The organism is Kitasatospora sp. GAS1066B (assembly GCF_041262605.1).
Lineage (GTDB): Bacteria > Actinomycetota > Actinomycetes > Streptomycetales > Streptomycetaceae > Kitasatospora.
Map to the genome: position 1 here is coordinate 104,023 of NZ_JBGCCO010000020.1, position 26,463 is coordinate 130,485.

Genomic DNA, 26,463 nt, shown 5'->3' on the forward strand with positions numbered 1-26,463 from the left:
CGGACGCGCCGGGGATTCCAAACCAGGTGGACGCGGTGGTCGCGGCTTTGACGGATGGTGCAAGCCTGTTGGACAAGTTCACCCCGAAGCCATGCGGCGGCGATCTGCCGTTCTTCCGCGCCGATCATGGTCGGTCCGACTGTGCACCTGCCGCCGAGGTGTGGCGCGAGCACCGCACCGGCGAGTTGCGGGTCACCGGGGTCGACTGCACCCATGATGACATGACGCTACCCTCCGCCCCGGGTGTGAGCACGACCGAGCACGACCACCCTTGACCGCCCTTCAGAAGCTCAGAAGTTCAGAAGTACAGAGAGGAAACGAAGACCATGGCGAACCCGTTCGAGGACGCTGACGGCAGCTACCTGGTGCTGGTGAACGAGGAGAACCAGCACTCGCTCTGGCCCGCCTTCGCCGAGGTGCCGGCCGGCTGGACCGCCGCGCACGGCCCGGACAGCCGCCAGGCCTGCCTCGACCACGTGGAGGCCAACTGGACGGACATGCGCCCGGCCAGCCTGATCCGCGCGATGGCCGAGTCGAACTAGGGCGGGCAAGCGCTTTCCGACGGGCGGGGCCCGGGCCGATCATCGGCCCGGGCCCTTTGCCTACGCACGCCGATACCTGAAAGGCTTCCGCCATGTCACTGCAGCCCATCTCCTCCTCCGCCGACGCGTGGATCCGCCCGCTGGCCCCGCGCCCGCAGGCTCGCCTCCGGCTGATCTGCTTCCACCCGGCCGGGGCCGGGGCGTACCTGTACCGCAGCTGGGCCAAGCTGCTGCCGGCGGACGTCGAACTGCTCGCCGTCCAGCTGCCGGGCCGCGAGGGGCGGCTGGGCGAGCCCTGCCTGACCGACTACCGGGAGGCCGTCGCGCAGACGCACGCGGTGCTGCGGCCCCGGCTGGACCGGCCGTACGCGTTCTTCGGCCACAGCATGGGCGCGATGCTCGCCTACGGCGTCACCCGGGCGGTGGCCGAGCACGGTGACCGCCTGCCGGGTCGCCTGCTGGTGAGCGGTTGCCCGGGGCCGGGCTCGAGCTCGCGCAAGCCGGGCCGGGAGGCCTGGTCGGACGACGAACTGGTCGAGGACCTGCGCGAGATGGGCGGCACGCCTGAAGAGGTGCTGACCCAGCCCGATCTGCTGGACCTCATCCTGCCGACGCTGCGCGCCGACTTCGCGATCTGCGCGGGCTACCACGCCGAGCCGCCGACCGGCCCGGCGCTGAACATACCGGTCTCGGTCCTGGCCGGGCTGGACGACACCGTCGCGGCCGCCGACCTGGACCGCTGGTCGGCCACCACCAGTGCGGGCAGCTCGGTGCGGATGTTCTCCGGTGGGCACTTCTTCCTCACCGGCGAGTCGCAGGACCAGGTGCTCGCCGCCGTCACCTCCGACCTCGCCGCGACCCCCGGCTGACCGACGCCCGGCGCAGGGCACCCCGCGTGTGGACGTGAGGTGCACGGACGCGAGGCGGCCGCCCAGGGCCCGAGCCCCGGACGGCCGCCTCGTCCTCGTGCCGCGCTCGCTCAGTCGGGCAGCCGCTGCTCGTCCGGCGCGAGCATCCGGCGCACCTGCTCCAGCAGTGCGCTCGCATCCGGTCCGGACTGCGCCGGGTCCTTCTCGTCGCTGCCCCGCAGGGCGTCCGCGATCTCCTTGAACTGGGCGTCCCAGTCGTTCTGGTAGACCTGCTCGTGCTCCTCGGCCGCGCTCTGCTGGCGCAGGCCCACGGTGAGGTCCACGACCTTGCCGATCAGCGCGGTCATCCCGAGTGAGAAGAGCCCGAGCACCAGGACCGCCACCAGCTGCTTGCCCAGCAGGTCCCAACCGCCGCCGTAGAACACGCCCTTCTTGCCGGTCATCGCACCGGTGGCCGCGAGTCCCACCATCACCATGCCGAACAGGCCGCCCCAGCCGTGGATGCCGACCACGTCCAGGGTGTCGTCCACCCCGAAGCGGTACTTCCAGCTGATCGCGAAGGCGCAGGTCAGGCCGGCCAGGAAGCCGATCACGGTGGCCCAGGCCAGGCTGACGCCGCCGGCCAGCGGGGTCATCGCGACCATCCCGGTGACCGCGCCCATGCACATGTCGAGCAGTCCGACCTTGCGGGCCCGAAGCCAGACGGTCAGCGCCCAGCCGGCCATCGCGGCGCCGGCGGCCAGCTGGGTGTTCATCACTCCCATCGCGGCCGCGCCCGGAGTGCCCAGCGAGGAGCCGGTGTTGAAGCCGAACCAGCCGAACCAGAGCAGCGACAGCCCGACCACGACCAGCGGCAGGTTGTGCGGGCGGATCTTGGTCCGCTCGAAGTCCTGCCGCTTGCCGGCCACCAGGGCCAGCGCCAGGCCGGCCGCGCCCGAACTCAGCTCGACGACCGTGCCGCCGGAGAAGTCGACCGCGCCGACCTGCTTGGCGACCCAGCCGTCGGGCGAGAACACCCAGTGCGCCGTCGGGATGTAGACCAGCAGCGTCCAGGCGCAGACGAAGGCGATCCAGCCGCGCATCGTCGCCCGCCCGGCCACCGAGCCGCTGATCAGCGCGACGGTCACGATCGCGAAGGACATGTGGAAGACCGAGAAGCCCACGGTCGGCACGCCCGCGGTCGCGCTGTCCATCCCGACCCCGGACATGAACAGGTGGTTCACGCCGCCGATCAGGCCGAGCCCGCCGGCGTCCTTGTCGAAGGCGAGCGAGTAGCCGACGGTGAACCAGATGATGGTCACCAGGACCACGCAGACGAAGCACATCTTGAGCATGGCGATGACCTGACCGGTCTTCACCATGCCGCCGTAAAAGAAGGCCAGGCCAGGCGCCATCAACAGGACCATGGCGGCGGCCATCATCAACCAGGCGGAATTGCCCGAGTCGAGCATCACTTCTCCTGATCCCGCCGCACCAGCACCTCGCGGAGCTCGGCGAGCAACTGGTGGTCGGCAGCGGCGCCATCGACGTCGGCGCCCTGCGCGCCGACGGTCACCGGAACGCGGGCCTGGATCAGGCGCGAACGGATCTCGGAGACGGTCTCGTCGTCGTAGGCCTGCTCCTCCTCCTGGCCGGGGACGTGCTCGTACTCCTCGTTCGCGCGGAAGCCGACGGTCTTCTCGATCACCTTGGCGATCAGCCAGGTGGCCGCGAAGGAGAACGCCGCACAGGCGACGACCGCAACGGCCTGGCGCCAGAGCAGGTCGACGCCGCCGCCGTAGAACAGGCCCTTCTTGCCGCTCATCTGAACGGTGGCGAACAGGCCGATGGCCACGGTGCCGACGATGCCGCCGAAGCCGTGCACGCCGACCACGTCGAGGGTGTCGTCGTAGCCCATCTTGTACTTGAAGTTGATCGCGAACGCGCAGACCACACCGGCGATGAAGCCGACCGCCAGCGCGCCGATCGGGGAGATCTCACCGCAGGACGGGGTGATCGCCACCATGCCCGCGACGGCCGCGCCGGCCACCCCGAGCATCTCCACGTGGCCGAGCTTCCACTTCTCGATCAGCGGCCAGCCCACCATCGCGCCGGCGGCGGCGAGTTGGGTGTTGAGGAAGGCCATCGGGGCGGTGCCGCCGGTCTGCAGCGCGGAACCGGCGTTGAAGCCGAACCAGCCGAACCAGAGCAGCGCCAGGCCGATCACCACGAGCGGCAGGTTGTGCGGGCGGATGGTCTCCCGCTCGAAGTCCTTGCGCTTGCGCACCACGATCGCCACCGCGAGGCCGGCCGCACCGGAGTTGATCTCGACCGGCAGGCCGCCGGCGAAGTCCAGCGCGCCCAGGTGCGCGGGCACCCAGCCGTCCGGGGCGAACACCCAGTGCGCCAGCGGCACGTAGACCAGCAGGGTCCAGGCGATCGCGAACCAGACCCAGCCGCGCATGGTCGCCCGACCGGCGATCGAGCCGCTGATCAGCGCCACGGTGATGATTGCGAAGGCCATCTGGAAGCAGGAGAAGATCACGGTCGGGATGCCCGTGCTGCCCTGCACGCTGGTCATCCCGATGTCGTGCATCATCCAGTGCTCGGGGGTGCCGATCAGGCCCAGCCCGCCGACGTCCTTGCCGAAGGCGAGGCTGTAGCCGATCGCCAGCCAGAGCAGGGTGACGATGGCCAGGCAGACGAAGCTCATCTTCAGCATCACGAGCACGTGCTTGGTCTTGACCATGCCGCCGTAGAAGAAGGCGAGGCCGGGCGTCATCAGCAGCACCATCGCGGTACTCGCCATCAGCCAGGCGGTGTTGCCCGTATCGATTGAGGTAGGCATCCGGAGTCTCTCTGGGGGGACGGGGACAGGGGATTGGGACGGTGCCGGAAGCGGGGGCTTATGGGGGTCAGGACTTGCGGATCACCGGAGCCGGGACGCCGATCAACAGTTGGCGCACGGCGTGCCAGGTGCGCAGCACGGCCGCGGTGACGGCGGGGGAGTCGCCGCCCAGCACCCGCAGCCAGGCGCCGGTGTCCTCGGGCAGCACGCTCACGCCGTAGAGCAGGCCGCTGCCCGCCAGCGCGTCGTGCAGTGCGTCGGCGACCGCGGTGGCCGTGGCCAGCGGGGTCACCACGAAGAAGCTGGAGACCAGGTCGTAACGGCCCAGCACGGCCGGCCCGGTGACCCCGGCGGCGGGGCCGCCCGGCTCCAGCCGCACGGTGTCCAGCGCGAACAGCCGTCCGTCCGGCCGCCGCCACTCCAGGTCCGCGGCGAACACCTGGTAGGCGTTGCGCTCACCGCGGGCCAGTCGCCCGGCCAGCACGGTCTCGGCGGCCAGCACGGTGGCCGAGGGGTCGGCCGTGATCACCGTTCGCTGGTAGAACCGCGAGTCGCGGTAGGGGATGGTCGGCTCGGGCAGGTACTCGACGTAGGCGTCCGCCGCGGCGGTCAGGAAGACCTGCTGGGTCGCGTAGTCGGCGTCCATCCGGTGGACCTTGGTGGCCGCCTGGGTGGTCAGGTGCACCGCGGTGTCGGCGCCGCAGTCCAGGTCCAGGCGCAGCCGGTCGGCCTGCACGATGCCGCCGCCGGTGGACATCAGATAGGTGATCGCCAGGTCGGGGCGGGCCGGGTCGAAGTAGAGCGGCCGCATGATCTGCAGCGGCGACTTCTGGTAGTGGCTCACCAACTCCGTTCGGCCGCCGACTCGTTCGAAGCCGAGTTCGAGCAGGCCGACCTTGCCGGGCGCGCCGACGCCGAGCGCGTCCGGCCGGCCCGCGTACCGCCGCACCTGGGCGGGGACACGGGCCGGCTCGTAGTGGGCGGGCGCCAGCCGGACCGTCACGCGGGCACCTTGCGGTAGCCCTCCAGCAGGTCGGCGACCTGCTGGATGCCGTCACCGGTCAGGCTGTTGGTGAGCACCACCGGGCGGCCCTCGCGGACCCGGTCCGCGTCGGCGGACATCACGCCGACGTCGCAGCGGACGTACTGGGCGATGTCCACCTTGTTGATCACCAGCACGTCCGAGTCGGTGATGCCCGGGCCGCGCTTGCGGGGCATCTTCTCGCCCTCGGCGGTGTCCAGCACGAAGAAGAACATGTCGACCAGGGCCGGGCTGAAGGTCAGCGTCAGGTTGTCGCCGCCCGACTCGTAGAGCAGCGTGTCGATGTCCGGGAAGCGCTCCAGGAGTTCGGCCCCGGCCGCCAGGTTCATCGTCGGGTCGTCGCGGACGGCCGTGTGCGGGCAGGCGCCGGTCTCCACGCCCACCACCCGCTCGGGATCCAGCACTCCGGCCAGGTTGCGGCGCACGTGCTGGGCGTCCTCCTGGGTGTAGATGTCGTTGGTGACCACCGCCGGGCGTCGGCCCCGGGCGATCAGCACCGGCACCAGGGCCTCGATCAGCGCCGTCTTCCCGGAGCCCACCGGGCCGGCGATGCCCACCCGCAGCACGTCGTCCGTCATAGCCTGCCTTCTTCCTCTGATCTTGATCTGACGCTTCGTCAGGAGGCGAACATCCGACCGTCGGCCCGCTCGTGGCGAGCCGACATGGCGTCGGCGATCGGCACGCAGCCGCCCAGGTCGGCGAGTTCGCGGTGCAGTGCCGCCTCGGTGACCTCCTTGATCACCGGAGCGAGTCCGCGCAGCGTGGTCTGCGCCCGCCGGTGATCGGTCAGCCGCAGCCGCAGCGCGGCGGAGACGAAGCTGACCGCGAAGGCGAACAGGTCGCTCGCCACCGCCTGTTCGGTCGCCACCCCGCCGGCCGCGTACGCCACTCCTGCGGCCACCGCCTGGCAACCGGGCGAGCGCTTGGCGCTCACCAGCTCGGCATAGCGGTCCAAAGCCTCGCCGCCCAGCGCCAGTTGGGCGGTGTCCAGCATCTGCCGCCCGGTCCGGGTGGCCGCCAGCCGCAGCTCGCGGTTGAGCTTGCTCGCGAACAGCCGCTGGTCCACTTCGACCACGTCCGCCCAGTCCCCGGCCGTGGCCGCCCGGTTGGCCAGCGCGAGCGCGGTGGCGTCCGCCGGGCCGACCGAGTGGTGCAGCAGGTCGGCCAGCAGCTCCGGCATGGTCTCCTGGTCCACCTGCTTGGCCTGCAGAAAGCCTTCCAGGCCGTGCGAGAGGGTGTAGAGGCCGCTGGGGAAGGCGGAGTCGGTCAGCTGGAGGCTGACCAGCAGCGTGTCGAGCGCGGTGGCGGTCATGCGATGTAGAAGAGGTGGTTGAGCGGCAGCCTCTCGGCCGGCGCGATGGTGGCCGGCACGCCGTCCAGGGTGACCTTGTAGGTCTCCGGGTCCACCTCGATCCGCGGCGTGGCGTCGTTGCGCACCATGTGCTGCTTGCCCACCGTGCGGCAGTGCCGGACCGGCAACACCCGGCTGTCCAGGCCGAGTTCGGCGGGCGCTCCGCGGTCGACGGCCGCCTGCGACATGAAGGAGACCCGGGTGGCCTGCCGGGCCTTGCCCAGCGCGCCGTACATCGGGCGGTAGTAGATCGGCTGGGTGGTCGGCAGCGAGGCGTTCGGGTCGCCCATCAGCGCCCAGTTGACCATGCCGCCCTTGATCACCAACTTGGGCTTGGCAGCGAAGGAGTTGATCGGCCAGAGCACGATGTCGGCGAGCTTGCCGGGCTCCAGCGAGCCGATGTACTCGGCGGTGCCGGAGGCGATGGCCGGGTTGATGGTGAGCTTGGCCAGGTAGCGCAGCACCCGGAAGTTGTCGTTGCGCTCGCTGTCGCCGGCCAGCTTGCCGCGCTGCTCCTTGCAGTGGTGCGCGGTCTGGAAGGCACGGGTGAACGACTCGCCGATCCGGCCCATCGCCTGCGAGTCCGAGGAGAAGATGCTGATCACGCCCTCGTCGTGGAGCACCGTCTCGGCCGCCACCGTCTCGCACCGCACCCGGGAGTCGGCGAACGACACGTCCTCGGGGATGTGGTGGCTCAGGTGGTGGCAGACCATCACCATGTCGAGCAGCTCGTCGATCGAGTTGACGGTGTAGGGCAGGGTCGGATTCGTCGACGAGGGAAGGACGTTGGGCTCCCCGGCGATCCGCATGATGTCCGGCGCGTGGCCGCCGCCCGCGCCCTCGGTGTGGAAGGTGTGGATGGTGCGGCCGTCGATCGCCGACAGGGTGTCCTCGTAGAAGCCGGACTCGTTGAGCGTGTCGGTGTGGATCGCCACCTGGACGTCGTACTCGTCGGCCACCTTGAGCGCGGTGTCGATCGCGGCCGGCGTGGTGCCCCAGTCCTCGTGCACCTTCAGGCCGCAGACGCCCGCCTCCACCTGCTCGCGCAGCGCCTCGGGCAGCGAGGCGTTGCCCTTGCCGAGCAGGCCGACGTTGACCGGCAGTTCCTCCACCGCCTGGTACATCCGGCCGATGTTCCACGGACCGGGCGTACACGTGGTGCCGTTGGTGCCGTCGGTCGGGCCGGTGCCGCCGCCGATCAGCGTGGTGATGCCGTTGGTCAGGCCTTCCTGGACCTGCTGCGGGGCGATGAAGTGGATGTGGGTGTCGATGCCGCCGGCCGTGGCGATCAGGTGCTCGCCGGAGATCACCTCGGTGCCCGGGCCGATCACCAGCTTCGGGTGCACCCCGCTCTGCAGCCGCGGGTTGCCCGCCTTGCCGACGGCGGTGATGAACCCGTCCTTGACGCCGATGTCGCCCTTGACGATGCCGAGCACCGGGTCCATCACCACCACGTTGGTGATCACCAGGTCGAGCGCGCCTTGCAGGCTGGTGGCCGCCGGGTCCTGGGCCATCCCGTCGCGGATGCCCTTGCCGCCGCCGTAGACGGCCTCGTCGCCGTAGTGGCCCTGGTTGTGGTCCCGTTCGACCTCGACCACCAGGTTGGTGTCGGCGAGGTGGAAGCGGTCGCCGACCGTGGGGCCGAACAGGTCGGTGTACTGCCTGCGGGGGATGATCGCCATCAGAGTTCGCCCTTCTGGGCCGCGGCCTGAGCCTGGGCCGTGTCCTGCTGCTGGTCCTGCCGCTGGTCCTGTGCGGACTCCGCCCGGGCGCCGGTGAAGCCCAACTCCACCGCGCGCCGCAGCGCCCTGGCCCGGGTGTCGGCGGAGCCGAGCCCGCCGTCCACCAGCGAGCTGAAGCCGATCAGCCGGCGGTGGCCGGCGTAGGCGGCCAGCTCCACCTCCCGGGTGTCGCCGGGCTCGAACCGCACGCCGGTGCCGGCCGGCAGGTCCAGGTGCATGCCGAAGGCCTGGTTGCGGTCGAAGTCCAGGGCACGGTTCACCTCGAAGAAGTGGTAGTGCGACCCGACCTGGACCGCGCGATCGCCGGTGTTGCTGACCGTGAGCCTGACCTTGGCGCGGCCGGCGTTGATCTCGACCGGATCGTCTCCGTACAGGTACGCAGGCCTGCCTGACATGGCGTGATCTCTTTTCGGCGGTGAAGTGGGGGGAGGGGGAGCGGGGGAGCTGGTGGGGGTCAGTGGTGGTGGGCGGTGCCGGCGTGCGGGTGCGCGTGCCCGTCGGCCGGTCCGTGCGAGTGCGGGAAGCCGTGCCCGTGCTCGGCGTTCAGTCCGGCCGCGATGCCGTCCTCGCCGTGGCGCAGCCGGTCCAGCGCGACGGCGACCCGGGCTCGCAGCACGCCGGCCACCGCCCGCGCCGAGAGCAGCGGCCCGCCGTCCTCGGCGCCCGGCACCGTGGGAGCCGGGCCGAAGCCGGCGGGGAGCAGCACGATCCGCCGCGCGCCGAGCCGGCGGCAGCGCTCGACCCCCTCGGCGAGGTTCGGATCGCCGCCCTCGAAGGCGACCTCCACCCAGCGGTGGGTCCGGTACTGGCGCACCAGCCGGGCGATCCGGAACAGCTCGGCGTCCTCGAACGGCCCGGCGACGGGTGCGGTCACCAGCACGGCCGCGTCGTCGGTGCCGGTGGCTCCGATGGTTTCGGCGGGTCCGCTGCTTTCGGCGGCTTCGGTGCCGAGCGCGCGCCCGGCGGCGGCGCGCAGCCAGCCGACCAGGTGGGCGGGGGAGCCGAACGGATCGCAGAGCGCCAGCCGCCCTTGCCCGGCCGGCCCGGCCAGCCAGCGCAGCGTCCGGGCGGCGTCGGCGACCAGCCGGGGATCGCGTCCCAGCGTCATCGGCAGCACGCAGACCGGACGGTCCGAGCCGGCCAGTGCCTGGCTGACGGCGGCCGCCAGGTCCCGGCCCACGCCGACCGCGCTGACGGCGATCGCGTCCTCGACCAGCGGCCGCAGCCGGCTCGCCGCGCCGCTCTCGTGCCCGCCGACCAGCAGCACCGAGGCGGGCGGGACGGCTGCGGTCGACGTTCCGGTCGACGTTCCCGTCGAGGGCGGCATGACGGTTCGCTGCACGGCTCGCGTCACGGGATCCGGCACGGCGTCCGGCATGGCTCAGGCACCGACCGGATCGTGGCAGGAGACCAGCTTGGTGCCGTCCACGAAGGCGGCCTCGATCTGCAGCAGCGGCAGCATCTCCCGCACGCCGGGCATCACTTCGTCGGCGGTGACGATCTTCTTGCCGACCTCCATGCACTCGGCGACGGTCCGGCCGTCCCGGGCGGACTCCAGGATCGCCTCGCTGATCAGGGCGACGGCCTCGCTGTAGTTCAGCTTGACCCCGCGATCGCGGCGCCGGCGCGCGAGATCGGCCACCACGTAGACGTAGAGCTTGTCGATCTCCCGTGGGGCGAGATTCATGGAGCAGTCCTTCCGGATGCGGGGGCGAGCAGGTGCAGGGTCCGACGAACCGAGGCTTCGGGGTGGGGGTACCGGGTGCGTCGTCGTGCCGGGAATCCAAGCAGCTTGACGATTCCACTATGTGGAATATTTGTTACGAATGGGAGAAACGTAGAGCGACCTGCGGGGATCGTCAACATGTTGTTGAAAGGCTTGGCCTTCTTTTGAGAGGTTTGGCCATCTCTTTGCCACCGGACGCGCCGGGCGCGACAGAGCGCCGCACCCCGATCACAGGGTGTGCGGCGCTCCCGGTGGAACTCCCGGCGGAACTCCGGGTGTCGACCGGCGGCCCGGGGAGGGTGTGGTTCGTCGGCTCCGCCGTCAGTGTCCGGCTGTGGTGTGGACCAGTGCGACCACGAGGACCCCGGTGACCCAGGTCCACAGCCCGGAAAGCACGAGGTGCCCCGCCGTTCGCAACCGGTCGCCGCGCCAGAGCCTGGGTGAGAAGACGGCGAACTCGAAGAGCCGGCGGGTGCCCCATAAGACGGTCTGCCCGCTCAGTAGTGCGGTGCCCAGCGGCGTCCCGGCCAGCAGCTCACGGCTCGGCAGCGGCGGGAGCAGGCCCAGCAGCACGCAGGTCAAACCGATGAAGAACAGGTGTACATAAGCGACTTGACGAGTCGTCAGACTGTTGCCGGCCAGGTCGGCCGGCCAGCCGATGACCCTGGGCAACACCGCGTGCCAGAGCCCGACCGCCACCAACGCGACGCCCACCAAGCGCAGTTGGGTATCGATCGTGGTCAGTTGCTCGAGCAGCTGATTCATCGATGCCGCTTCCGCGGCGCGAAGGCGGTGGCGAACCCGCCGATCCGGCGCTCGCCCGCCTCGACCAACCCGGCGCCGTAGGCCAGCCGCAGCCACTCGGAGCGGGGCAGGAAGTGCCAGGCACCAGGCCCGTACACGGCCGTGTTCGCCGCGTCGCGCAGGTGTTCCACCAGGATCAGCGTGCCGCCTGGGCGCAGCACTCGGGCGCACTCGGCGAACAGCGCCTCGCGGTCGAGCGGTCGCGCAACTCGTGTGCGGCGAAGACGGCGAGGACCGTGTCCCGCACACCGGAGCCGCCCGGCAGGCGCTCTGGGCGGGCGGCGAGCGAACCAGCGGGCGCGGGCACCCGCGCACGTCCAGGGTGAACCCGGGTGGCAACAGCGGCGTGAGCACCCGCGGCGGCAGGGCGTAGGTGAGCACCAGGGAATGCGCGAACCGGGTGCGCATCGCGATGGGGTGACGCTGCAGCAGGTACCTCAAGATCCGATCCCTTCACTCGCCGACTCGCCCGCACGGGGCGGCCTGTCCCGATCCCGATCCCGTACGCCGTCCCGCCCCCGGTCTGCGACGCGGGTGACCCGCACCACGCCCCACAGCATCGACCGGTCCTCGGCCGCCAGCCCCGGCCCGGCGGGGCCCGGCTCCCGGATGCTGCGCAGCACGACGACACCGTCCGGCCGTACCGCGTGCCGGACCGCCGCGCGCAGCCGGCGGGCGAACTCCGGCCCTGGCCCGTCCAGCACGTTGGACAGGGTCACCGCGTCGTAGGCGCCGGCGGGGAGGCCGCCAGTTGTTCGACCACATCGCCCAGCAGCAGCCGCACCGGCCGACCACCGGTGCCCCCGGGCGCCAGGGGGCGGGAAGGCGGCCAGCTCGATGCCGACGTCTTCGTACATGCGCCCGAAGAGCAGCAGCGGCGTGACCGCGCCGGCCGGCAGCAACGGCAGGCCGGCGACGATGGCGCGCTGGTCCGCCCGCCCGGGCAGGACGTTGCACCAGAGCCCCTCGTAGAACCAGATCAGCGCGACGCGGTAGCGGGCAGGAGGGCCCGTCAGGATCTGATCATCGATCGACCTTTCGCTCGGCAGCAGCATGGCGGAAAAGTTGAACGTGTTCAACTCCCTGCTTCGGGCCCCGCGCGGACCTGGCTCGCCGGCCTCCTCCGGGCGTCGTCCCGGGCCTGCGCCCGGCCGTGCGCCGTGCGACGGGCCCCTGTCGACCCCCGGTCGCTCTCCCTGGACGGCTGCGCTCCCGGCGCATGGAAAGTCCATTTCCGATAGCCCGTTCAGGTGAATTTCAGTGGCGCTGGGCAGGGTGAGCTGAATCGATTCGCCTGGAATTCTTGCGGTAGCCGAGAGAGCATTGTTCGGGTGTCACGGTTAATGATCAAAACGGCCGTCTTGCTCCCCTTTGAAAGCCTCTGCGAAGCTCATTGCCAACCTCGATTGTCGAGTCGGCGATAACGCCGCTCGAACCCATTGCGAGAAAGGGATCAAGGTGAAGTTTCTCAAGCCTCTGGGTGTGCTCCTGGCGGCAATGCTGCTCGCCATCGGCATGAGCGGCGGGCCGGCCGCGGCGGCCGTCGCCGCGGGCCAGGCGAATGCGACGGTCGCGGCGGCGGACGCCGACTACACGGTCACCGACCTCAGCAGCGGCGAGTCCACCAGCGGTACCGCCCAGAAGGCCTCCGGGCTCGACGCAGCGGTGCCCGCGACGGCGGACTCGCTCAGCTGCTGGGACGCCTACCTGTACGGCTCGACGTTCGCGGTCTCGTGCTCCGGCAACCACTTCTACGTCTTCGTCGACTGCGCGAACGGCTACCGGTACATCTACGGTCCGCTGGGTGGCAGCTACCGCGTCACCATGACCTGCCCCAACAACTACCGGGCGCTGCGCGGTGGTGCGTACGGGAGCTGATTCCTGCGGAGCGACGCCGCAGCGGCGAGCCGATTCGCCCTGCCGGATCTTCCGGCAGGGCGAATCGGGCTGCCCGGACGCGGCTGGACCGCCGCAAAAAGGATCGGCCCGCGGCGGTCCAGGAAAAGCCGGCCCACGGAAAGTCGGTCCAGGAAAAGTCAGCCCACGGAAAGTCGGTTCGGGAACACTCGGCTCAGGAAAAGTCGGTTCGCGAATTCGGGCTCACGGATTGTCGGGGACGGTGAACCGGTAGCCGGCCTCGAGGAGCTTGGGCAGATAAGCGCGCAGCGCGTCGACGGTCTGCGAGCGGTCGGCGACCCCGCCCGGTGCGGTGATCAACGCGTCGGTGAGGCAGCCGTCGTGGTTGAGCACGATGGAGCCGGTCCTGGTGGCGCCGAGCACGCGGCTCGCGATGGCGCCGGAACCCGGGTTCGACCAGTCCTCCGGGTCCACGTTCCAGCAGATCGAGCGCAGCCCGAGGTCGGCGCAGACCGCGTAGGAGTTGCGGGTGAAGTGCCCGCCGGGAGCGCGGAACAGGACCGGCCGCACGCCGCAGACGTCGGCGATGGTCTGGCTGGTGCGCTCGATCTCCTTGCGGACGCCGGCCTTGGCGAGGGTGCCGAGGTCAGGATGGGACCAGGTGTGGTTGCCCACCAGGTGGCCGGCCTCGATCACCTGACGGGCCGTGTCCGGGTAGCGCGCGACGTTCTTGCCGATCATGAAGAAAGTCGCGGTGACGCCGTGCTCGCGCAGGAGGGCCAGCACGCGTGGGGTGTCGAGGGGGCTCGGGCCGTCGTCGAAGGTCAGCGCGACCACCTTGGGGCCCGCGTGCACGGCGTATGCCGCCCGCCCGGCGGCCGCCCCCGCCGTGCCGGGCGGCACGGTCGGTGCGGCGCTCGGTGCGGGTGGCGCCGACGGCGTTGCCGAGGGTGTTGCCGACGGCGTCGGTGTCGGCGCCGCCGCGCTGGGCGTCGGTGAGGTGCCCCGTGACGCGCCTGGTGACGCGCCTGGTGACGCGCTCGCGGTACGGGGTGGTGCGGCCGCCGCGCCCTTGACGTGAGCCCGCCCGCAGGCGCACAGCAGGGCCGCGCTGCCTGCGCCGAACAGCAGGCGCCGAGTGGTGTGGATCTGACTGAACATCATGTCGCGCTACCTCCGGTGACGCGTAGCCCCCTTGCCTGCCGGACACCCCTGCCCGACCGGGTCTCCGTCAGGGGGTCGCCCGTCCGTCGCACCAGACCGCCGGCTGGTCCCAGCCGCTCGCGCACCCGCTGTCCCGGACGGCGCGGCTGGCCCACACGGCGCTGCCGTCCGCAGCGGGCGCGGTGGCGGTGCCGCCGTTGGTGGGACGCTCGGCGCAGACCGGGCTGAGCGGGTTGCCGAGCGGGCCGAGGCAGTACGGTGAGCGCGGTTCCGGCGCGGGGTGCGGCCGGGGCCGGCTCCGGGGCTGGGGTCGGCTGAACAGGTGGGAGAACTCGCCCGGCTCCTGCGCCGTGCCGCTGCAACTGCCGGCGAGCGTGCCCTCGTCGGCGCAGGCCCGGTCCCGTCCCACCGCCCAGAAGGAGAGCAGGGTGATCCCCTTGGCATTGGCGAAGTCCGCCAGGGTGTGGGCGTCCTTGGTGGAGAAGACCTCGTTGGTGGCGTCGTTCACGCCGATCATGGGGGTGTTCCCCTGCATCGCCCACAGCTCCGCCGCGCTCTTCTCCGGCCAGATCTGGGCCATCTGATCGTGCAGGCCGTCGGCGGCCGTGGTCGCGATCCGGCCCATGTTCAGGTCGGGGCCGTAGTCCATGGTCATGATGTTGACCACGGAGACGTCCAGACCCCGGTCCTTGGCGTTCCGCAGCAGCCGCAGCGACTGCGTCGACAGCCCATCCGGATTGGCGGGGAGCGTGTAGTGCACGCTCAGCGGGCGGCCCGCGGCGGCGTACTCGTGCTGGAGATCGGCCAGCGCCCGGGCACGGCGGTCGTTGGCCGTGGTGTCGTCGAGGGCGAAGCCTTCGATGTCGAAGTCGAGCGCGGTCAGGTTGAGCCTGTCGATCACCCGCCGGTAGGCGGTCTTCAGCGCGTCCACCGAGTCGCAGACCTGCGCGAGTTCGGTGCCGGCGCCGCCGCCGAAGGAGGCGATGACGTCCCCGCCGTCGGACCGCAACTGGTTCAGGGCGACTTCCCACCCGGGGTCCGTCACCGGAACGGTGCCGTCGAAGGCGCCGTGGCAGCCGCCGTCGCTGATCACGAAGGCGAGGGTGAAGTACTCGAGCCCGGTGGCCCGGCGGGCCTCGGTCAGCGAGGCACCGGAGTGCCAGGTCTCGACGTACGGGGCGGTGTAGCGGGCCGGGAACCCGGGTCCGGGCAGTGCGGTGGCGTGCGCGGGCACGGGGGTGATCAGCAGGAGCCCCGCGCTGAGCGCGAGAGGTGCCAGGGCCGAAGCCAGGCGGGGAGGAGGGCGGCGCATCGGTGTCCTCGTGGTCGGGCCGGACGGCGCATCGGCAGCGCACTGGGACGGTGCGCCGCTGCTTGCGGGTGATGGCCCGTCAGCGGAGTCCTGCGGGGCGTGGGCTCCTGAAGGAGTGAAATCCCGCAGGGGGAAGTCCTGAAGCAGCATGGCCAGGTGGGGGGCGAGGCCATGCAGAGTGATCATGGGTTGATATGAGAAATGGCGAGCCATCCGCAGCACGGTAAGCCGCGCACCTGCCGCATCCGCTCCGCGAATCGCCCGCAGCGGTGCGGCTTCGCTCGTTCGGCGGACTGGTGGGACCGCCGCCGGTCACGCTGCGACCACTCCGGATCGCGGCGGGCGGCGGTGACGACCCGCACGCCGGCAGCCCGCTGCCGCACCCGCCGGATCGGTCGGGCGCAGCGGCCCGGCCGACCGATCCGGCGTGTCGGGACGGGGGCCGGTTCGTGGCAGCGGTGTAAGCGGAGATACCGTCACACGGTGCTCCGAATCCTCATGACCCGGCGTTGGGCGATCCTGACCCTCGTCTTCTTCGCGATCATCCCCGCCATGGTCTTGCTCGGGCAGTGGCAGTACCACCGCTACGAGCAGACCAATCGGCAGAACGGGAGCACCGCCGCGGCCATGGCCGCGCCGCCGGTGGCGATGGATGTTCTCTCCCAGCCCGGGGCAACCGTGCCGGCCTCGGAGACGTATCGCCCGGTCACCGCCACCGGTCACTACGACCCGGCGCACGAGTTCGTGGTCCGCCAGCGCACCGACGCCGCGGGTGACGCGGTCGGCTACTACGTGATCACCCCGCTGGTCACCGACGCGGGTGAGGTGGTCCTGGTCAACCGCGGCTGGGTCGCCTCGCCCGGAGACGCCACCACCTACCCGACGGTGCCGCCGGCCCCCGCCGGCGAGGTGACCGTGTCCGGCCGGCTGCGGCCGGACGAGACCTTCCGCCGCGAGCTCGACGGCCTGCCGGACCGGATGTTCATGCGGATCAACAGCAGTGACCAGGCCGCGCGCCTGAAGCAGCCGGTGGTCGCGGGCTACCTGGAACTGGTCTCCACCAGCCCCAACCCGCCGGCCGCCGACCAGGCCGAGCTGGTGCCCAGCCCCAACGTCACCAACACCGGCGACGACGCGGTGGTCGGCAAGGGCGTCCACCTGCCCTACGCGATCCAGTGGTGGCTCTTCGCCGCGCTGATCCCGGCCGGCTGGGTGGTCCTGCTGCGCCGCGACCTGCGCGACGCCCGCGAAGCGCGCGCGGCCGAGGCGGCCGCCACCGGCGCGGGGCCGGACGACGAGCCGAGTGCGGGGCCGGACGACGAGCCGAGTGCGGAGCCGGACGTCGAGGACGGCAGCGACGCCGAGGACGCCGACGACGCCGAGGGCGAGCCGGACGCTGCCGCCGCCTCAGTGGGTGGCGAGGCGCAGCACGCCCCGCGGTAGCAGGAGGGGAGGCGCGGTCGCCTCCCCTGCTACGCCGTCGGCGCCGTGGGCGCTGCCGGCGGCGGAGTGAGCCGGGACGAGGCGACGTGGGAGACCACGACCGCCACGATCACCAGCGGCATCAGCGTCACACCGTCCTGGCCCAGCAGCAGCGTGGCGAGCAGGACGGAGGTCATCGGAAGCCGGAGCATGGCGACCGACATCGCGCCGATGCCCATGGCCGCACCGGCGATGACGGGCAGCCCGGGCAGGTGCGAGAGCGCGATCCCGCCGGCCGCGCCCAGGAACATCGCCGGGAAGATCGGCCCGCCGCGGAAGGCCGCGAGCGACACGCCGTAGCCGAGCCACTTGCACGCGAACAGCAGGACCAGCGCCCCCACCGAGTAGCTCGCGTTGTCGACCAGCAGGTGGGGCAGCTCGGCCTGACCCGAGAACAGCACGTCGGACCAGGCCTTTCCGGTGCCCTCGGCGTAGGCGATGGCGAGTCCCGCGACTGCCAGGCCGGCCAGCGGGGTCAGCACCAGCCGCCTGCGGTTGACGTGCGGCTGGGCGAGGAGCGCGAGTCGTCGGACGGCCACGCCGACGAGCGCCGCCACCACGCCGATCGCCAGCGCCCAGCCGAACTGGGCGACGTTGGGGTGCTGTACCGAGGGCAGGCTGGGGATCGACAGGCTGCCGGCGCCGACCCCGGTCCAGGAGCCGAGGCCGATGAAGATCAGCGCCCCGATCCCGGAAGCGAGCAGGCCGGGCAGCAGGACGACCCCCATCATCGGACCGCCGAGCCCGGACGCCTCCATCAGCAGGAAGGCCCCGAGCAGCGGCGATCCCAGCAGCGCGCTGATCGCGGCGAAGCTGCCCGCCGCACCCACCACGGCCTGCGTCCTGGCGTCCATGCCGGGCCTGATCAGGCGGATGGCGTACACGGCCAGGCCGCCGCCGAGCGCGATCAGCGGCGCCTCGGGCCCGATCACCGCACCGAAGCCCAGCGAGGCCAGCGCCGCGAGCAGGATGCCGGGGAGTTCGGCCGCCGCCGCGGTACCGCTGGTATGGAGTCCTTCGGCCGGCTGGTGGCCGCCGTTGCCGGGCAGGTACTGGACGGTCAGCGCGACCAGCAACCCCGCCACCGCGAGCAGCGGCAGCGGCCACCAGGGGGGTGCCCCGTGGAACCCCAGGCCCCTGGGGAGGTCGGTGTAGAGCGCCTTCTGCAGCTGGTCCACGGCCTGGAGAAAGCCGTAGGCGCCGGCCGAGAGGATGACGCCGAGTACCGCCGCCAGCACCAGGAGCACCAGGTAGCCCTTGGTCCGCAGCGCGGCGAAGGGGTCCGGGGGGAGAGCCGCCGCGGGATCTCCCGCCGACTCGTCCGATGACATCAGGTCGCCTCCTCAGCGCCGCGTCCGGTGCCTGACTCTCGGTTGATGGTGCCAGCGGAATGCCCCGTTGCCTCGTATTTCGGGCTTCGGGCCTGGACGGACGCGGCGGCCCGCTCGCCGTGCCGCTCGTCCAGCACAGGCTTGAGACGCACGACGGCATCGCCGCTACCGCGGCGGGAGCGGGCCCCGGTGTGTCGGCTGCCGGGCAGCCGTCCCGGCGATCGCCTCGAAGACCTCCGGCAGCGCCGCCAGGCTGTGCCCGCTCACGAAGGCGTCGCAGTGCGGCAGCGCCGCCGCGATCCCGCCGGCGAGCGGGGCGTAACCAGGGGCGGCCTTGCGGGGGTTGACCCAGATGATCCGGTGTGCGAGCCGGCTGAGCCGGGCCGTCTGCCGGCCCACCGCCGCCGGGTCCTCGCCCTCCCAGCCGTCGGAGAAGATCACCACCACCGCACCGCGGGCCATGCCGCGGCGTCCGAAGCGGTCGGTGAACTCGCCGAGCGCGCGGCCGATGAGGGTGCCGCCGGACCAGTCGGGGGCGGCCCGGCCGGCCCGGCGCAGCGCGGTGTCCGGGGCGGTGTGCCGCAGCACCGGCGTCAGGCGGGTGAGCCGGGTGGCGAAGACGAAGATCTCGGCGGACACCGGGGTTCCGGGGCGGGAGCAGAGCCGGGAGAAGATCCGCAGGTAGGCGCGGGTGTACGGCTCCATGGAGCCCGAGATGTCGCACAGCAGCACCAGCCGACGATGGCGCAGGCGCCCGCGCGAGCGGGCCAGCCGGACGGTCTCGCCGCTGGTGCGCAGGCTGCGCCGCAGACTTCGGCGCAGGTCGATGCGGCGGCCGCCCCGATCGGCCTGCCGGCGCCGGCTGCGGCGCATCGGCACGCTGATCACCAGTTTGGCCAACACCCGGTCCAGTTCTGCCAGTTCACCAGGTCCGAAGGTGCCGAAGTCCTGCTGGGCGAGGACCTCCGCGGTGCTGCCGACCAGCCGCTGCGCGCCGGTGCCGGTCGGCTGCTCGGACGGTTCGTCGGCCGGATCGGGGTGCGACGGGCCGCTCGGCAGCGGCCGGGCTGACCGCTGGGTGGGTGGCGGCCCTGCGGCCGGTGCCGGTCCGCCCGGCGCGGGTTCGAAGCCGGGCAGCGGCGGGTTGTCGGGGGAGCCCCGGGAGTCGGCCGGATCGCGCTGCCCGCCGAAGAGCACGGTGAAGACCTGGTTGAACGGGTCGATCTGCTCGTGCGCGGTGACGAAGGCCAGTCGGGCCGCCCAGTAGAGCGCCGCCCGGTCCACGGGGGGCAGCAGGCGCAGGGCGTCCAGGAAGCGGGCCGCGCGCTCGGGCGTGGTCGGCACGCCCGCGCGGTGCAGCGCCGCGCCGAACCGGGCGGCGAACGCGGGCCAGTCGACGGGCGGCGGGGCACCCGAGTGTTCAGTCATCGGAGCTGCCGGCCAGCCAGGCCAGGCCGCGCTCGCGGACCAGCTCGTGGTCCTCGCGGTACTTGACCAGGACGCCGAGGGTCTGGTCCGCCGCCTCGGCGTCGAGTCGCTCCACACCGAGCAGGGTGAGCGCGCTGACCCAGTCGATGCTCTCCGCGATGCCGGGGGGCTTCTGGATCTCCAGGGTGCGCAGCCGCCGCACGGCGCCGGCGACCTCGGCCGCGAGCGAGGCGGTGGTGCCGGGGACGCGGCGCCGGACGATCTCGACGACCCGGTCCGTGTCGGGGTAGTCGATCCAGTGGTAGAGGCAGCGCCGCTTCAGCGCGTCGTGCAGGTCGCGGGTCCGGTTGGAGGTGAGGACGACGACCGGGGCGACGGTGGCCCGCACCGTGCCGAGCTCCGGGATGGTGACGCTGGCCTCGGCCAGCACCTCCAGCAGGAAGGCCTCGAAGTCGTCGTCGGCCCGGTCGATCTCGTCGATCAGCAGCACGGCGGGGGTCGGACCCGGGTGCGTCAACGCGGCGAGCACGGGGCGGCGCAGCAGGAAGGCGTCGGAGAAGAGGTCGGCCTCCGAGAGCGTGATGCCGCGGCTCTCGGCGAGCCGGATGCTGAGCAACTGGCGGGGATAGTTCCACTCGTACAGCGCCTCGGCCGCGTCCAGCCCGTCGTAGCACTGGAGTCGGATCAGCGGGCTGTCGAGCACACCGGCCAGCGCCCGGGCGGCCTCGGTCTTGCCGACGCCCGGTTCGCCCTCCAGCAGCAGGGGTTGGGGCAGCCGCAGCGCGAGGTAGAGCGCGGTGGTCAGACCCGTGTCGGTGAGGTAGCCGAGGGAGTCCAGGGCGGCGCGCAGCGTCCGCGGGTCCGGTGCGGCGCGGAGCACGGCCGCCCGAGCCGCCTGCGCCTGCGGGTCCGTCCCGGTTGCAGCCCCGGCGCCGGCCTCGGTCATGGCTGCTCCGCAGGCTGAGAGCCTTCGGCGGTCCGGGCTTCGAAGCGGTCGCGGCAGCCGGTCGAGCAGAACCAGTGGCGGTGCCCCCGGACGTCCGAGAACGGCGTGTCCGGGAGCACCGCGACGGTCATCCCGCACTCCGGGTCGACCGCGCTGCGCGGCTCGGTCGACCCGGAGTGCGGCGGTGCACCGTCCTCGCTGTGCACCAGGACGGCATGGCGCGAGGCCACCAGTTCGGCGAGGATCGACACCGCGATCTCGCCGGGAGTCCGGGCGCCGATCCACAGCCCGGCCGGCGTGTGCACCCGGGCCCGCTGCTCGGCGGTGAGGTCGAGGCCGGCCAGCACCGCGGCCCCGCGCCGGCGGCTGGCGACCAGCGCGACGTAGGGCACCGCGGCCCGCGCGGCGCGGGTCAGCACCCCCTCCTCGTCGCGCCCGTGCGAGGCGACCACGACGGCGGCGGCCGTGCCCAGCTCCTCATCGGGCAGGGCCTCGTCGGGCAGGTCCTCGTCTGGCAGTTCGCGCGCGAGGGCCCGCACGTCGTACCCGAGCCCGACGCCCAGGGCGAGCAGGGAGCGGCCGATGGGCGTGTCGCCGAGGACCAGGACCACCGGGGACGGGCGCAGCGGTTCCAGGAAGATCTCCAACTCGCCGCCGGACAGGCAGGGGTTGGCCACCAGCAGCGTGCCCTCGGTGCCCTCCGTGTCGTCCGGCGGCGCGGCCTCGGGCTGCGCCGGGGCGTCGGGGGAGATCCGCAACAGCAGCGACTCCCCGCTGCTCAGCAGCCGCAGCGCCTGGAGGCGGACGGTGGCCTCGGCGCAGACGCCGCCGACGAACCCTTCGATCCGGCCGTCCTCCAGCACCAGCGCGATGTCCCCCGGGTGCGCGCTGGTCGGGTGCAGCGCCCGGACCACGGTGGCCTTGACGAACGGGACCTGACGATCCGTCAGTTCGGCCATCCGCTGCTCCAGGACCGTGTCGGTACTCACTGCGGCGCCTCCACGCCTCCGTGCATCGCCAGCCAGACCCGCCCGGGAGTGAGCGGCATGTCGGCGTGCCGCACGCCGATCGCGTCCAGCACCGCGTTGACGATGGCGGGGGGTGAGCCGACGGTGGCCGACTCGCCGACCCCCTTGGCCCCGATCGGGTGGTGCGGAGAGGGCGTGACGGTGTGGTCCAGCTCCCAGGCGGGCACCTCCAGCGCGGTGGGCACCAGGTAGTCCATGAAGGACCCGGACAGGCAGTTGCCGTCCTCGTCGAAGCTGATGATCTCGGTCAGCGCCATGCCGACGCCGTCGGCGAGCCCGCCGTGCACCTGGCCTTCGATGATCATCGGGTTGATCCGGGTGCCGCAGTCGTCGACCGCGACGAAGCGGCGCACCGTCACCGCGCCGGTGCCCGGGTCGACGTCCACCACGCACAGGTAAGCGCCGTACGGGAAGGTGAGGTTGGGCGGGTTGTAGACCGTGGTGGCCTCCAGGTGGCCCTCCACGCCGTCGGGCAGCTCCAGCGAACCGTGCGCCGCGAGGGCGATCTCCTGGATCGTCCGGCTCGCGGTGGGGTCGCCCTTGACGAACCAGCGGCCCTTCTCCCACTCGAGGTCCTCGGTGGACACCTCCAGCATGGCACCGGCGATGATCCGCGCCTTGTCCCGGACCTTGCGGGCCACCATCGCCGCCGCCGCGCCGGAGACCGGGGTCGAGCGGCTGCCGTAGGTGCCGAGCCCGAACGGCGTCTGGTCGGTGTCGCCGTGCACCACGTCGATGTCCTCCGGCGGGATGCCCAACTCCTCGGCGACGATCTGGGCGAAGGTGGTCTCGTGGCCCTGGCCCTGGGTCTGCACGCTGAGCCGCACCACCGCCTTTCCGGTCGGGTGGACCCGCAGTTCGCAGCCGTCGGCCATGCCCAGGCCCAGGATGTCCATGTCCTTGCGCGGGCCGGCGCCCACCGTCTCGGTGAAGAACGACAGGCCGATGCCCATGAGTTCGCCGCGCGCGCGCCGTTCGGCCTGCTCGCGGCGGAGCGCGTCGTAGCCGGCCAGCTCCAGCGTCTTGCGCAGGGTGGCCGGGTAGTCGCCGGAGTCGTACTCCCAGCCGGTCTTGCTGGGATACGGGAACTGCTCGGGGCGCAGCAGGTTCTTCATCCGCAACTCGGCCGGGTCCGTGTGCAGTTCGTCCGCCAGGCAGTCGACCAGCCGCTCGATCAGGTACACCGCCTCGGTGACCCGGAACGAGCAGGCGTAGGCGACCCCGCCGGGTGCCTTGTTGGTGTAGACGCCGGTGACCGCGCAGTGCGCGGCCTCGATGTCGTAGGAGCCGGTGAAGACGTGGAAGAAGCCGGCCGGGTACTTGGTGGGCTGGGCGGTCGCGTTGAACGCGCCGTGGTCGGCGAGCACCTTGACCCGGACGGCGCGGATCCGGCCCTCGCGGGTCGCGGCGATCTCGCCGTGCATGTGGTAGTCGCGGGCGAAGGAGGTGCTCATCAGGTTCTCGGAGCGGTCCTCGACCCACTTCACCGGCTTGTGGGTGAGGATCGAGCCCACGATCGCGCAGACGTAGCCGGGGTAGATGCCGACCTTGTTGCCGAAGCCGCCGCCGATGTCCGGGGAGATCACCCGGATCTTGTGTTCCGGCAGGCCCGCGACCATCGCGTAGAGGGTGCGGTGGGCGTGCGGCGCCTGGGTGGTGGCCCACAGGGTGAGCTTGCCGTCGACCGGGTCCATGTCGGCCACGCAGCCGCAGGTCTCCAGCGGGGCGGGGTGCACCCGCGGGTAGAGCATGTCCTGGGCGACCACCACGTCGGCGTCCGCGAACACCGCGTCGGTGGAGGCCTTGTCGCCCGCCTCCCAGTCGAAGACGTGGTTGTCGGTGCGGCCCTCCTGGTCATCCCGGATCACCGGGGCGTCCGCGTCCAGCGCGTGCCGCGCGTTGATCACCGGGGGCAGCGGCTCGTACTCGACGTCGATCAGCTCGATCGCGTCGCGGGCCGCGTAGTGGTCGTCGGCCACCACGAACGCCACCTCCTGGCCCTGGAAGCGCACCTTGTCGGTGGCCAGCACGGCCTGGGTGTCCATGGACAGCGTCGGCATCCAGGCCAGGCCCAGGCCGGCCAGCGCCTCGCCGGTGATCACCGCGCGGACCTTGGGGTGCGCCTCGGCCGCCGAGGTGTCGATCGACACGATCCGGGCGTGCGCCAGCGGGCTGCGCAGCACGGCGCCGTGCAGCATGCCGGGCAGCTGGACGTCGTCCACGTAGTGGCCCTTGCCGCGGACGAAGCGCGGGTCCTCCTTGCGCTTGAGCCGCCCGTAGCCGATCGGACGCTCCTCGACGACCGGCTCTTCCACAGCGGTCATGGCGTGCTCCCGGCGCTCGGGGCGGTGGCAGCGGCGGCCGCCGCCGGGTGGTGCGCGGCCCACTGGACCGCGCGGACGATGTTCAGGTAGCCGGTGCACCGGCAGAGCTGGCCGGAGATCGCCTCCCGGATCTGCTGCTCGGAGGGATCGGGATCGCGGTCCAGCAGCGCACGGGCGGTGAGCATCATGCCCGGCGTGCAGAAGCCGCACTGCAGCCCGTGCTGCTCGATGAACCCCTGCTGGACCGGGTCGAGCCCGTCGGCGGTCTCCAGTCCCTCCACGGTGCGCACCTGGTGCCCGGCCGCCATGACGGCCAGCATCGTGCAGCTCTTCACCGGCTCGCCGTCGAGCAGCACCACGCAGGTGCCGCAGTTGCTGGTGTCGCAGCCCCAGTGGGTGCCGGTGAGGCCGAGGTCGTCGCGCAGGAAGCGGACCAGCAGGTGCCGGGGCTCCACGTCGGCGGTGTGGTCCTCGCCGTTGACATTGATGGTGACCTGCATCGTCAGCCGTCCTTCCGGCTCGGTCAGGCCGCGGCGGCGGGCCGCAGGGCCCGCTCGACGGCCAGGCGCAGGGCGCGTTCGGTGAGTTCGCCGGCCAGGTGGCGCTTGTACGCGGCGGTGCCGCGGGTGTCGGTCACCGGCTCGCAGTCCTCGGCGGCCAACCGACCGGCCTCGGCGAAGACCTCCTCGGACGGCTCCCGGCCGACCAGCGCCTGCTCGGCCCGCCGGTACCCGGCGGCCGAGACGCCGACCGCCGCCAGCCCGATCCCGGCCGAGGCGATCCGCCCGTCCGCCAGCGACAGGGCGGCGCCACAGGCCGCGATCGCCCAGTCCCCGGTCTTCCGTTCGACCTTCTGATAGGCGCTGCCGGAGTCCGGCAGGATCGGCACCCGGATCTCGCCCAGCATCTCGCCGGCGCCCACATCCGTCTCGTACGGTCCCCGGTAGAAGTCCGCCATCGGCACCGAACGCCGTCCACCGGCACCGAGCACCACGGCCACCGCACGCACGGCCGTGCAGACGGCGGAGAGGTCCTCGGCCGGGTCGGCCTGGCAGAGCGAGCCGCCGATGGTGCCCCGGTTGCGCACCGGCGGGTCGGCGATCACCCGCTCGGCGTCGTGGAAGATCGGGAAGAGCCGGCCGACCAGCTCGGACTCCAGCAGGCCACGGTGGCGGGTGAGCGCCCCGATGCACAACTCGGCGCCCTCCTGCCGCAGATAGTCCAGCTCGTGCAGGTCGTTGATGTCGACCAGGAACTCCGGACGGGCCAGCCGCAGCTTCATCATCGGCAGCAGGCTGTGCCCGCCCGCGATGACCCGGGCGTCCTCCCCGAACCGCTCCAGCAGCGCGAGGGCGTCCGGCACGCTCTGGGCCCGCCGGTATTCGAATGACGCGGGAACCTGCACGGTGGCCTCCTGACGATCACGGGCCGCGCGCGGCCGCACTGCCGCACGCCTGCACGGTGACCCCGGCAACCGCCCAGGTCAAAGCCGACTTAGGGGAATGGTTAAGAGCCCGCCACGGCTGACATCCTCAGGGCGGAAATCCGCTGCGGACGGTGCGAGGCGGCGGACGACGTGGAGCAGCGGACGACGGGAGGCTCGGACGACGGGGGCTGTAGACGAGGGGGCGGACGACGGGAGGCGGCGATGACGCTCACCCAGCTCAGGGCGTTCCTGGCGGTGGCCCGGCTCGGCTCGGTCAAGGCGGCGGCGATCTCGCTGCGGGTCAGCGAGCCCGCCGTGTCGGGCGCGATCGCGGCGCTGCGCCGGGAGTTCGGCGACCGGCTCTTCGTCCGGGCGGGGGGCGGCATCGCGCTGACCCCGGGCGGGCGGCGGCTGGCGGCGGGCGCGGCGGAGATCGTGGGGCTGGCCGAGGAGACCCGCCGGCAGGTCCGGGCGGCCGGCACGGAGGGCGGCTACCTGCGGCTGGCCACCACTGAGCAACTCGCCGAGCAGATCGCCCCGCCGCTGCTGGAGGCCTTCGTGCGCCGGCACCCGGACGTCGAGACCACCACGCTGACGGTGCCGTCCAGCGCGCTGGCCGAACTGCTGCTGGACCGGCGAGCCGACGTGGTGGTCGGCCTCGCGGGCGCCGACCAGAGCGGGAGCGCCGGCCCGCCCGGCCCGGACACCTTCGAGCACATCCCGTTCCTGCGCTTCCAGCTCGTCGTGGTCGCGGCGAGGAACTGCGCCGGCTCCGGTCTCGACCGGCTGGCCGGCGGTCGGCTGCACCTGCCGGTCGGCCGCCTGCCGAAGGCGCACTGGCTGCTCGGCCCGGGCGGGCTCGATCCGGGCACGCCCGGCGGCGCTTTCCTCACCCGGCACGGCGTCGGCGAGGCCGACGCGTCCGTCTTCCCCAGCACCAGCGCGGCACTGGGCGCGGCGGTGGCCGGGGGAGGGCTGTCCGTCGCCCTGCTGCACCTGGTCCGCGACGAACTGCGCCACGGATCGCTCACCGTGGTCGCCGTCCCCGGTACACCGATCAACGGCGTGCTGCGGGCCAGCGCGCTGCCCGGTGAGCGGCGCTCGCCGACCGCCTCCGCGCTGTGCCGCTTCGTGACCACCCCGATTGCCGTGCAGAGCCTGCTGGCCCGGGACACCGGGGTGCCGGTCGGGCACTACCGGCCCACGGTGCGGGTGAGCCTGTGGAGCTGACCGGCGCGTGGCCGCGCGGGAATGGCGGGGCT

Annotated in this window: 27 protein-coding genes; 6 read left to right on the forward strand and 21 right to left on the reverse strand. The window is 72.3% G+C overall.

Annotated features, from left to right (window positions below; all coding sequences use genetic code 11):
* Nucleotides 1-26 precede the first annotated feature (26 nt).
* From ABH937_RS22780 to ABH937_RS22790, 3 genes are all read left to right on the forward strand, one after another.
* Nucleotides 27-275: a hypothetical protein gene (locus ABH937_RS22780; protein WP_370219264.1), complete on the forward strand. Its 249-nt coding sequence runs from the start codon at nucleotides 27-29 to the stop codon at nucleotides 273-275.
* A gap of 51 nt (nucleotides 276-326) precedes the next feature.
* Nucleotides 327-542, forward strand: a complete 216-nt coding sequence (locus ABH937_RS22785; RefSeq protein ID WP_280693054.1) for an MbtH family protein — start codon at nucleotides 327-329, stop codon at nucleotides 540-542.
* Nucleotides 543-634: 92 nt separating this feature from the next.
* On the forward strand, nucleotides 635-1,411 hold the full coding sequence (locus ABH937_RS22790; RefSeq protein ID WP_370219265.1) for a thioesterase II family protein: 777 nt from the start codon (nucleotides 635-637) through the stop codon (nucleotides 1,409-1,411).
* A gap of 110 nt (nucleotides 1,412-1,521) precedes the next feature.
* On the opposite strand, the gene ABH937_RS22795 is transcribed toward ABH937_RS22790, so the two are convergent.
* The 12 genes from ABH937_RS22795 to ABH937_RS22850 form a co-directional block, all read right to left on the reverse strand.
* Nucleotides 1,522-2,862 carry an ammonium transporter gene (locus tag ABH937_RS22795; RefSeq protein ID WP_280693052.1) on the reverse strand — a complete coding sequence of 447 codons (1,341 nt, stop codon included), beginning with the start codon at nucleotides 2,860-2,862 and terminating at the stop codon, nucleotides 1,522-1,524.
* Nucleotides 2,862-4,238, reverse strand: coding sequence for an ammonium transporter (locus ABH937_RS22800; protein ID WP_280693051.1), 1,377 nt, complete (start codon nucleotides 4,236-4,238; stop codon nucleotides 2,862-2,864). Before ABH937_RS22800 ends, ABH937_RS22795 begins: the two co-directional genes overlap by 1 nt.
* A gap of 67 nt (nucleotides 4,239-4,305) precedes the next feature.
* Nucleotides 4,306-5,241: an urease accessory protein UreD gene (locus ABH937_RS22805; protein ID WP_280693050.1), complete on the reverse strand. Its 936-nt coding sequence runs from the start codon at nucleotides 5,239-5,241 to the stop codon at nucleotides 4,306-4,308.
* The gene (gene ureG, locus ABH937_RS22810) at nucleotides 5,238-5,858 is read right to left on the reverse strand and encodes an urease accessory protein UreG (protein WP_280693049.1); all 621 of its coding nucleotides are present in this window, start codon (nucleotides 5,856-5,858) and stop codon (nucleotides 5,238-5,240) included. The genes ABH937_RS22805 and ureG overlap by 4 nt, the downstream gene beginning before the upstream one ends.
* 38 nt (nucleotides 5,859-5,896) lie before the next feature.
* Entirely contained in the window at nucleotides 5,897-6,592 is a 696-nt protein-coding gene (locus tag ABH937_RS22815; protein WP_280693048.1) for an urease accessory protein UreF, read from the reverse strand.
* Nucleotides 6,589-8,313 carry an urease subunit alpha gene (ureC, locus tag ABH937_RS22820; RefSeq protein ID WP_280693047.1) on the reverse strand — a complete coding sequence of 575 codons (1,725 nt, stop codon included), beginning with the start codon at nucleotides 8,311-8,313 and terminating at the stop codon, nucleotides 6,589-6,591. Before ureC ends, ABH937_RS22815 begins: the two co-directional genes overlap by 4 nt.
* Complete coding sequence (locus tag ABH937_RS22825; RefSeq protein WP_280693046.1) at nucleotides 8,313-8,768, reverse strand: urease subunit beta; 456 nt, start codon at nucleotides 8,766-8,768, stop codon at nucleotides 8,313-8,315. The genes ureC and ABH937_RS22825 overlap by 1 nt, the downstream gene beginning before the upstream one ends.
* A 59-nt stretch (nucleotides 8,769-8,827) precedes the next feature.
* Nucleotides 8,828-9,700, reverse strand: coding sequence for a CbiX/SirB N-terminal domain-containing protein (locus tag ABH937_RS22830; RefSeq protein ID WP_280693045.1), 873 nt, complete (start codon nucleotides 9,698-9,700; stop codon nucleotides 8,828-8,830).
* 54 nt (nucleotides 9,701-9,754) lie between these two features.
* Nucleotides 9,755-10,060 carry an urease subunit gamma gene (locus tag ABH937_RS22835; protein ID WP_280693044.1) on the reverse strand — a complete coding sequence of 102 codons (306 nt, stop codon included), beginning with the start codon at nucleotides 10,058-10,060 and terminating at the stop codon, nucleotides 9,755-9,757.
* 360 nt (nucleotides 10,061-10,420) lie between these two features.
* Nucleotides 10,421-10,864, reverse strand: coding sequence for a hypothetical protein (locus tag ABH937_RS22840; RefSeq protein ID WP_280693043.1), 444 nt, complete (start codon nucleotides 10,862-10,864; stop codon nucleotides 10,421-10,423).
* Entirely contained in the window at nucleotides 10,861-11,034 is a 174-nt protein-coding gene (locus ABH937_RS22845; RefSeq protein WP_280693042.1) for a hypothetical protein, read from the reverse strand. Before ABH937_RS22845 ends, ABH937_RS22840 begins: the two co-directional genes overlap by 4 nt.
* Before the next feature lie 306 nt (nucleotides 11,035-11,340).
* The gene (locus ABH937_RS22850; RefSeq protein WP_370219266.1) at nucleotides 11,341-11,958 is read right to left on the reverse strand and encodes a hypothetical protein; all 618 of its coding nucleotides are present in this window, start codon (nucleotides 11,956-11,958) and stop codon (nucleotides 11,341-11,343) included.
* A 403-nt stretch (nucleotides 11,959-12,361) separates the two neighbouring features.
* On the opposite strand from ABH937_RS22850, the gene ABH937_RS22855 reads away from it, so the two are divergent.
* On the forward strand, nucleotides 12,362-12,781 hold the full coding sequence (locus ABH937_RS22855; RefSeq protein WP_370219267.1) for a hypothetical protein: 420 nt from the start codon (nucleotides 12,362-12,364) through the stop codon (nucleotides 12,779-12,781).
* A 222-nt stretch (nucleotides 12,782-13,003) separates the two neighbouring features.
* Here the strand turns inward: ABH937_RS22855 and ABH937_RS22860 are convergent, their stop codons facing one another.
* Complete coding sequence (locus tag ABH937_RS22860; protein ID WP_370219268.1) at nucleotides 13,004-13,924, reverse strand: polysaccharide deacetylase family protein; 921 nt, start codon at nucleotides 13,922-13,924, stop codon at nucleotides 13,004-13,006.
* 67 nt (nucleotides 13,925-13,991) lie between these two features.
* A complete protein-coding gene (locus tag ABH937_RS22865) occupies nucleotides 13,992-15,236 on the reverse strand; it encodes a chitinase (RefSeq protein WP_280693038.1) in 1,245 nt (414 codons plus the stop codon).
* Between the two features lie 483 nt (nucleotides 15,237-15,719).
* On the opposite strand from ABH937_RS22865, the gene ABH937_RS22870 reads away from it, so the two are divergent.
* Complete coding sequence (locus tag ABH937_RS22870; protein WP_370219269.1) at nucleotides 15,720-16,679, forward strand: SURF1 family protein; 960 nt, start codon at nucleotides 15,720-15,722, stop codon at nucleotides 16,677-16,679.
* Between the two features lie 29 nt (nucleotides 16,680-16,708).
* Here ABH937_RS22870 and ABH937_RS22875 read toward each other — a convergent pair whose 3' ends face one another.
* The 7 genes from ABH937_RS22875 to ABH937_RS22905 all read right to left on the reverse strand — a co-directional run bounded on the left by ABH937_RS22875 (nucleotide 16,709) and on the right by ABH937_RS22905 (nucleotide 25,180).
* Nucleotides 16,709-18,049, reverse strand: coding sequence for a chloride channel protein (locus ABH937_RS22875; RefSeq protein ID WP_370219270.1), 1,341 nt, complete (start codon nucleotides 18,047-18,049; stop codon nucleotides 16,709-16,711).
* Between the two features lie 165 nt (nucleotides 18,050-18,214).
* Entirely contained in the window at nucleotides 18,215-19,477 is a 1,263-nt protein-coding gene (locus tag ABH937_RS22880) for a VWA domain-containing protein (protein ID WP_370219271.1), read from the reverse strand.
* Complete coding sequence (locus ABH937_RS22885; RefSeq protein WP_370219272.1) at nucleotides 19,470-20,423, reverse strand: AAA family ATPase; 954 nt, start codon at nucleotides 20,421-20,423, stop codon at nucleotides 19,470-19,472. The genes ABH937_RS22880 and ABH937_RS22885 overlap by 8 nt, the downstream gene beginning before the upstream one ends.
* Nucleotides 20,420-21,412, reverse strand: a complete 993-nt coding sequence (locus ABH937_RS22890) for an XdhC family protein (RefSeq protein WP_370219273.1) — start codon at nucleotides 21,410-21,412, stop codon at nucleotides 20,420-20,422. The genes ABH937_RS22885 and ABH937_RS22890 overlap by 4 nt, the downstream gene beginning before the upstream one ends.
* Nucleotides 21,409-23,775 carry an aerobic carbon-monoxide dehydrogenase large subunit gene (locus tag ABH937_RS22895; protein ID WP_280693031.1) on the reverse strand — a complete coding sequence of 789 codons (2,367 nt, stop codon included), beginning with the start codon at nucleotides 23,773-23,775 and terminating at the stop codon, nucleotides 21,409-21,411. Before ABH937_RS22895 ends, ABH937_RS22890 begins: the two co-directional genes overlap by 4 nt.
* A complete protein-coding gene (locus ABH937_RS22900) occupies nucleotides 23,772-24,275 on the reverse strand; it encodes a (2Fe-2S)-binding protein (protein ID WP_280693029.1) in 504 nt (167 codons plus the stop codon). The genes ABH937_RS22895 and ABH937_RS22900 overlap by 4 nt, the downstream gene beginning before the upstream one ends.
* A 23-nt stretch (nucleotides 24,276-24,298) precedes the next feature.
* Entirely contained in the window at nucleotides 24,299-25,180 is an 882-nt protein-coding gene (locus ABH937_RS22905) for a xanthine dehydrogenase family protein subunit M (RefSeq protein WP_280693027.1), read from the reverse strand.
* Nucleotides 25,181-25,423: 243 nt separating this feature from the next.
* Here ABH937_RS22905 and ABH937_RS22910 point away from each other — a divergent pair, with 243 nt between their 5' ends.
* Nucleotides 25,424-26,431, forward strand: coding sequence for a LysR family transcriptional regulator (locus ABH937_RS22910; protein ID WP_280693025.1), 1,008 nt, complete (start codon nucleotides 25,424-25,426; stop codon nucleotides 26,429-26,431).
* Nucleotides 26,432-26,463 lie beyond the last annotated feature (32 nt).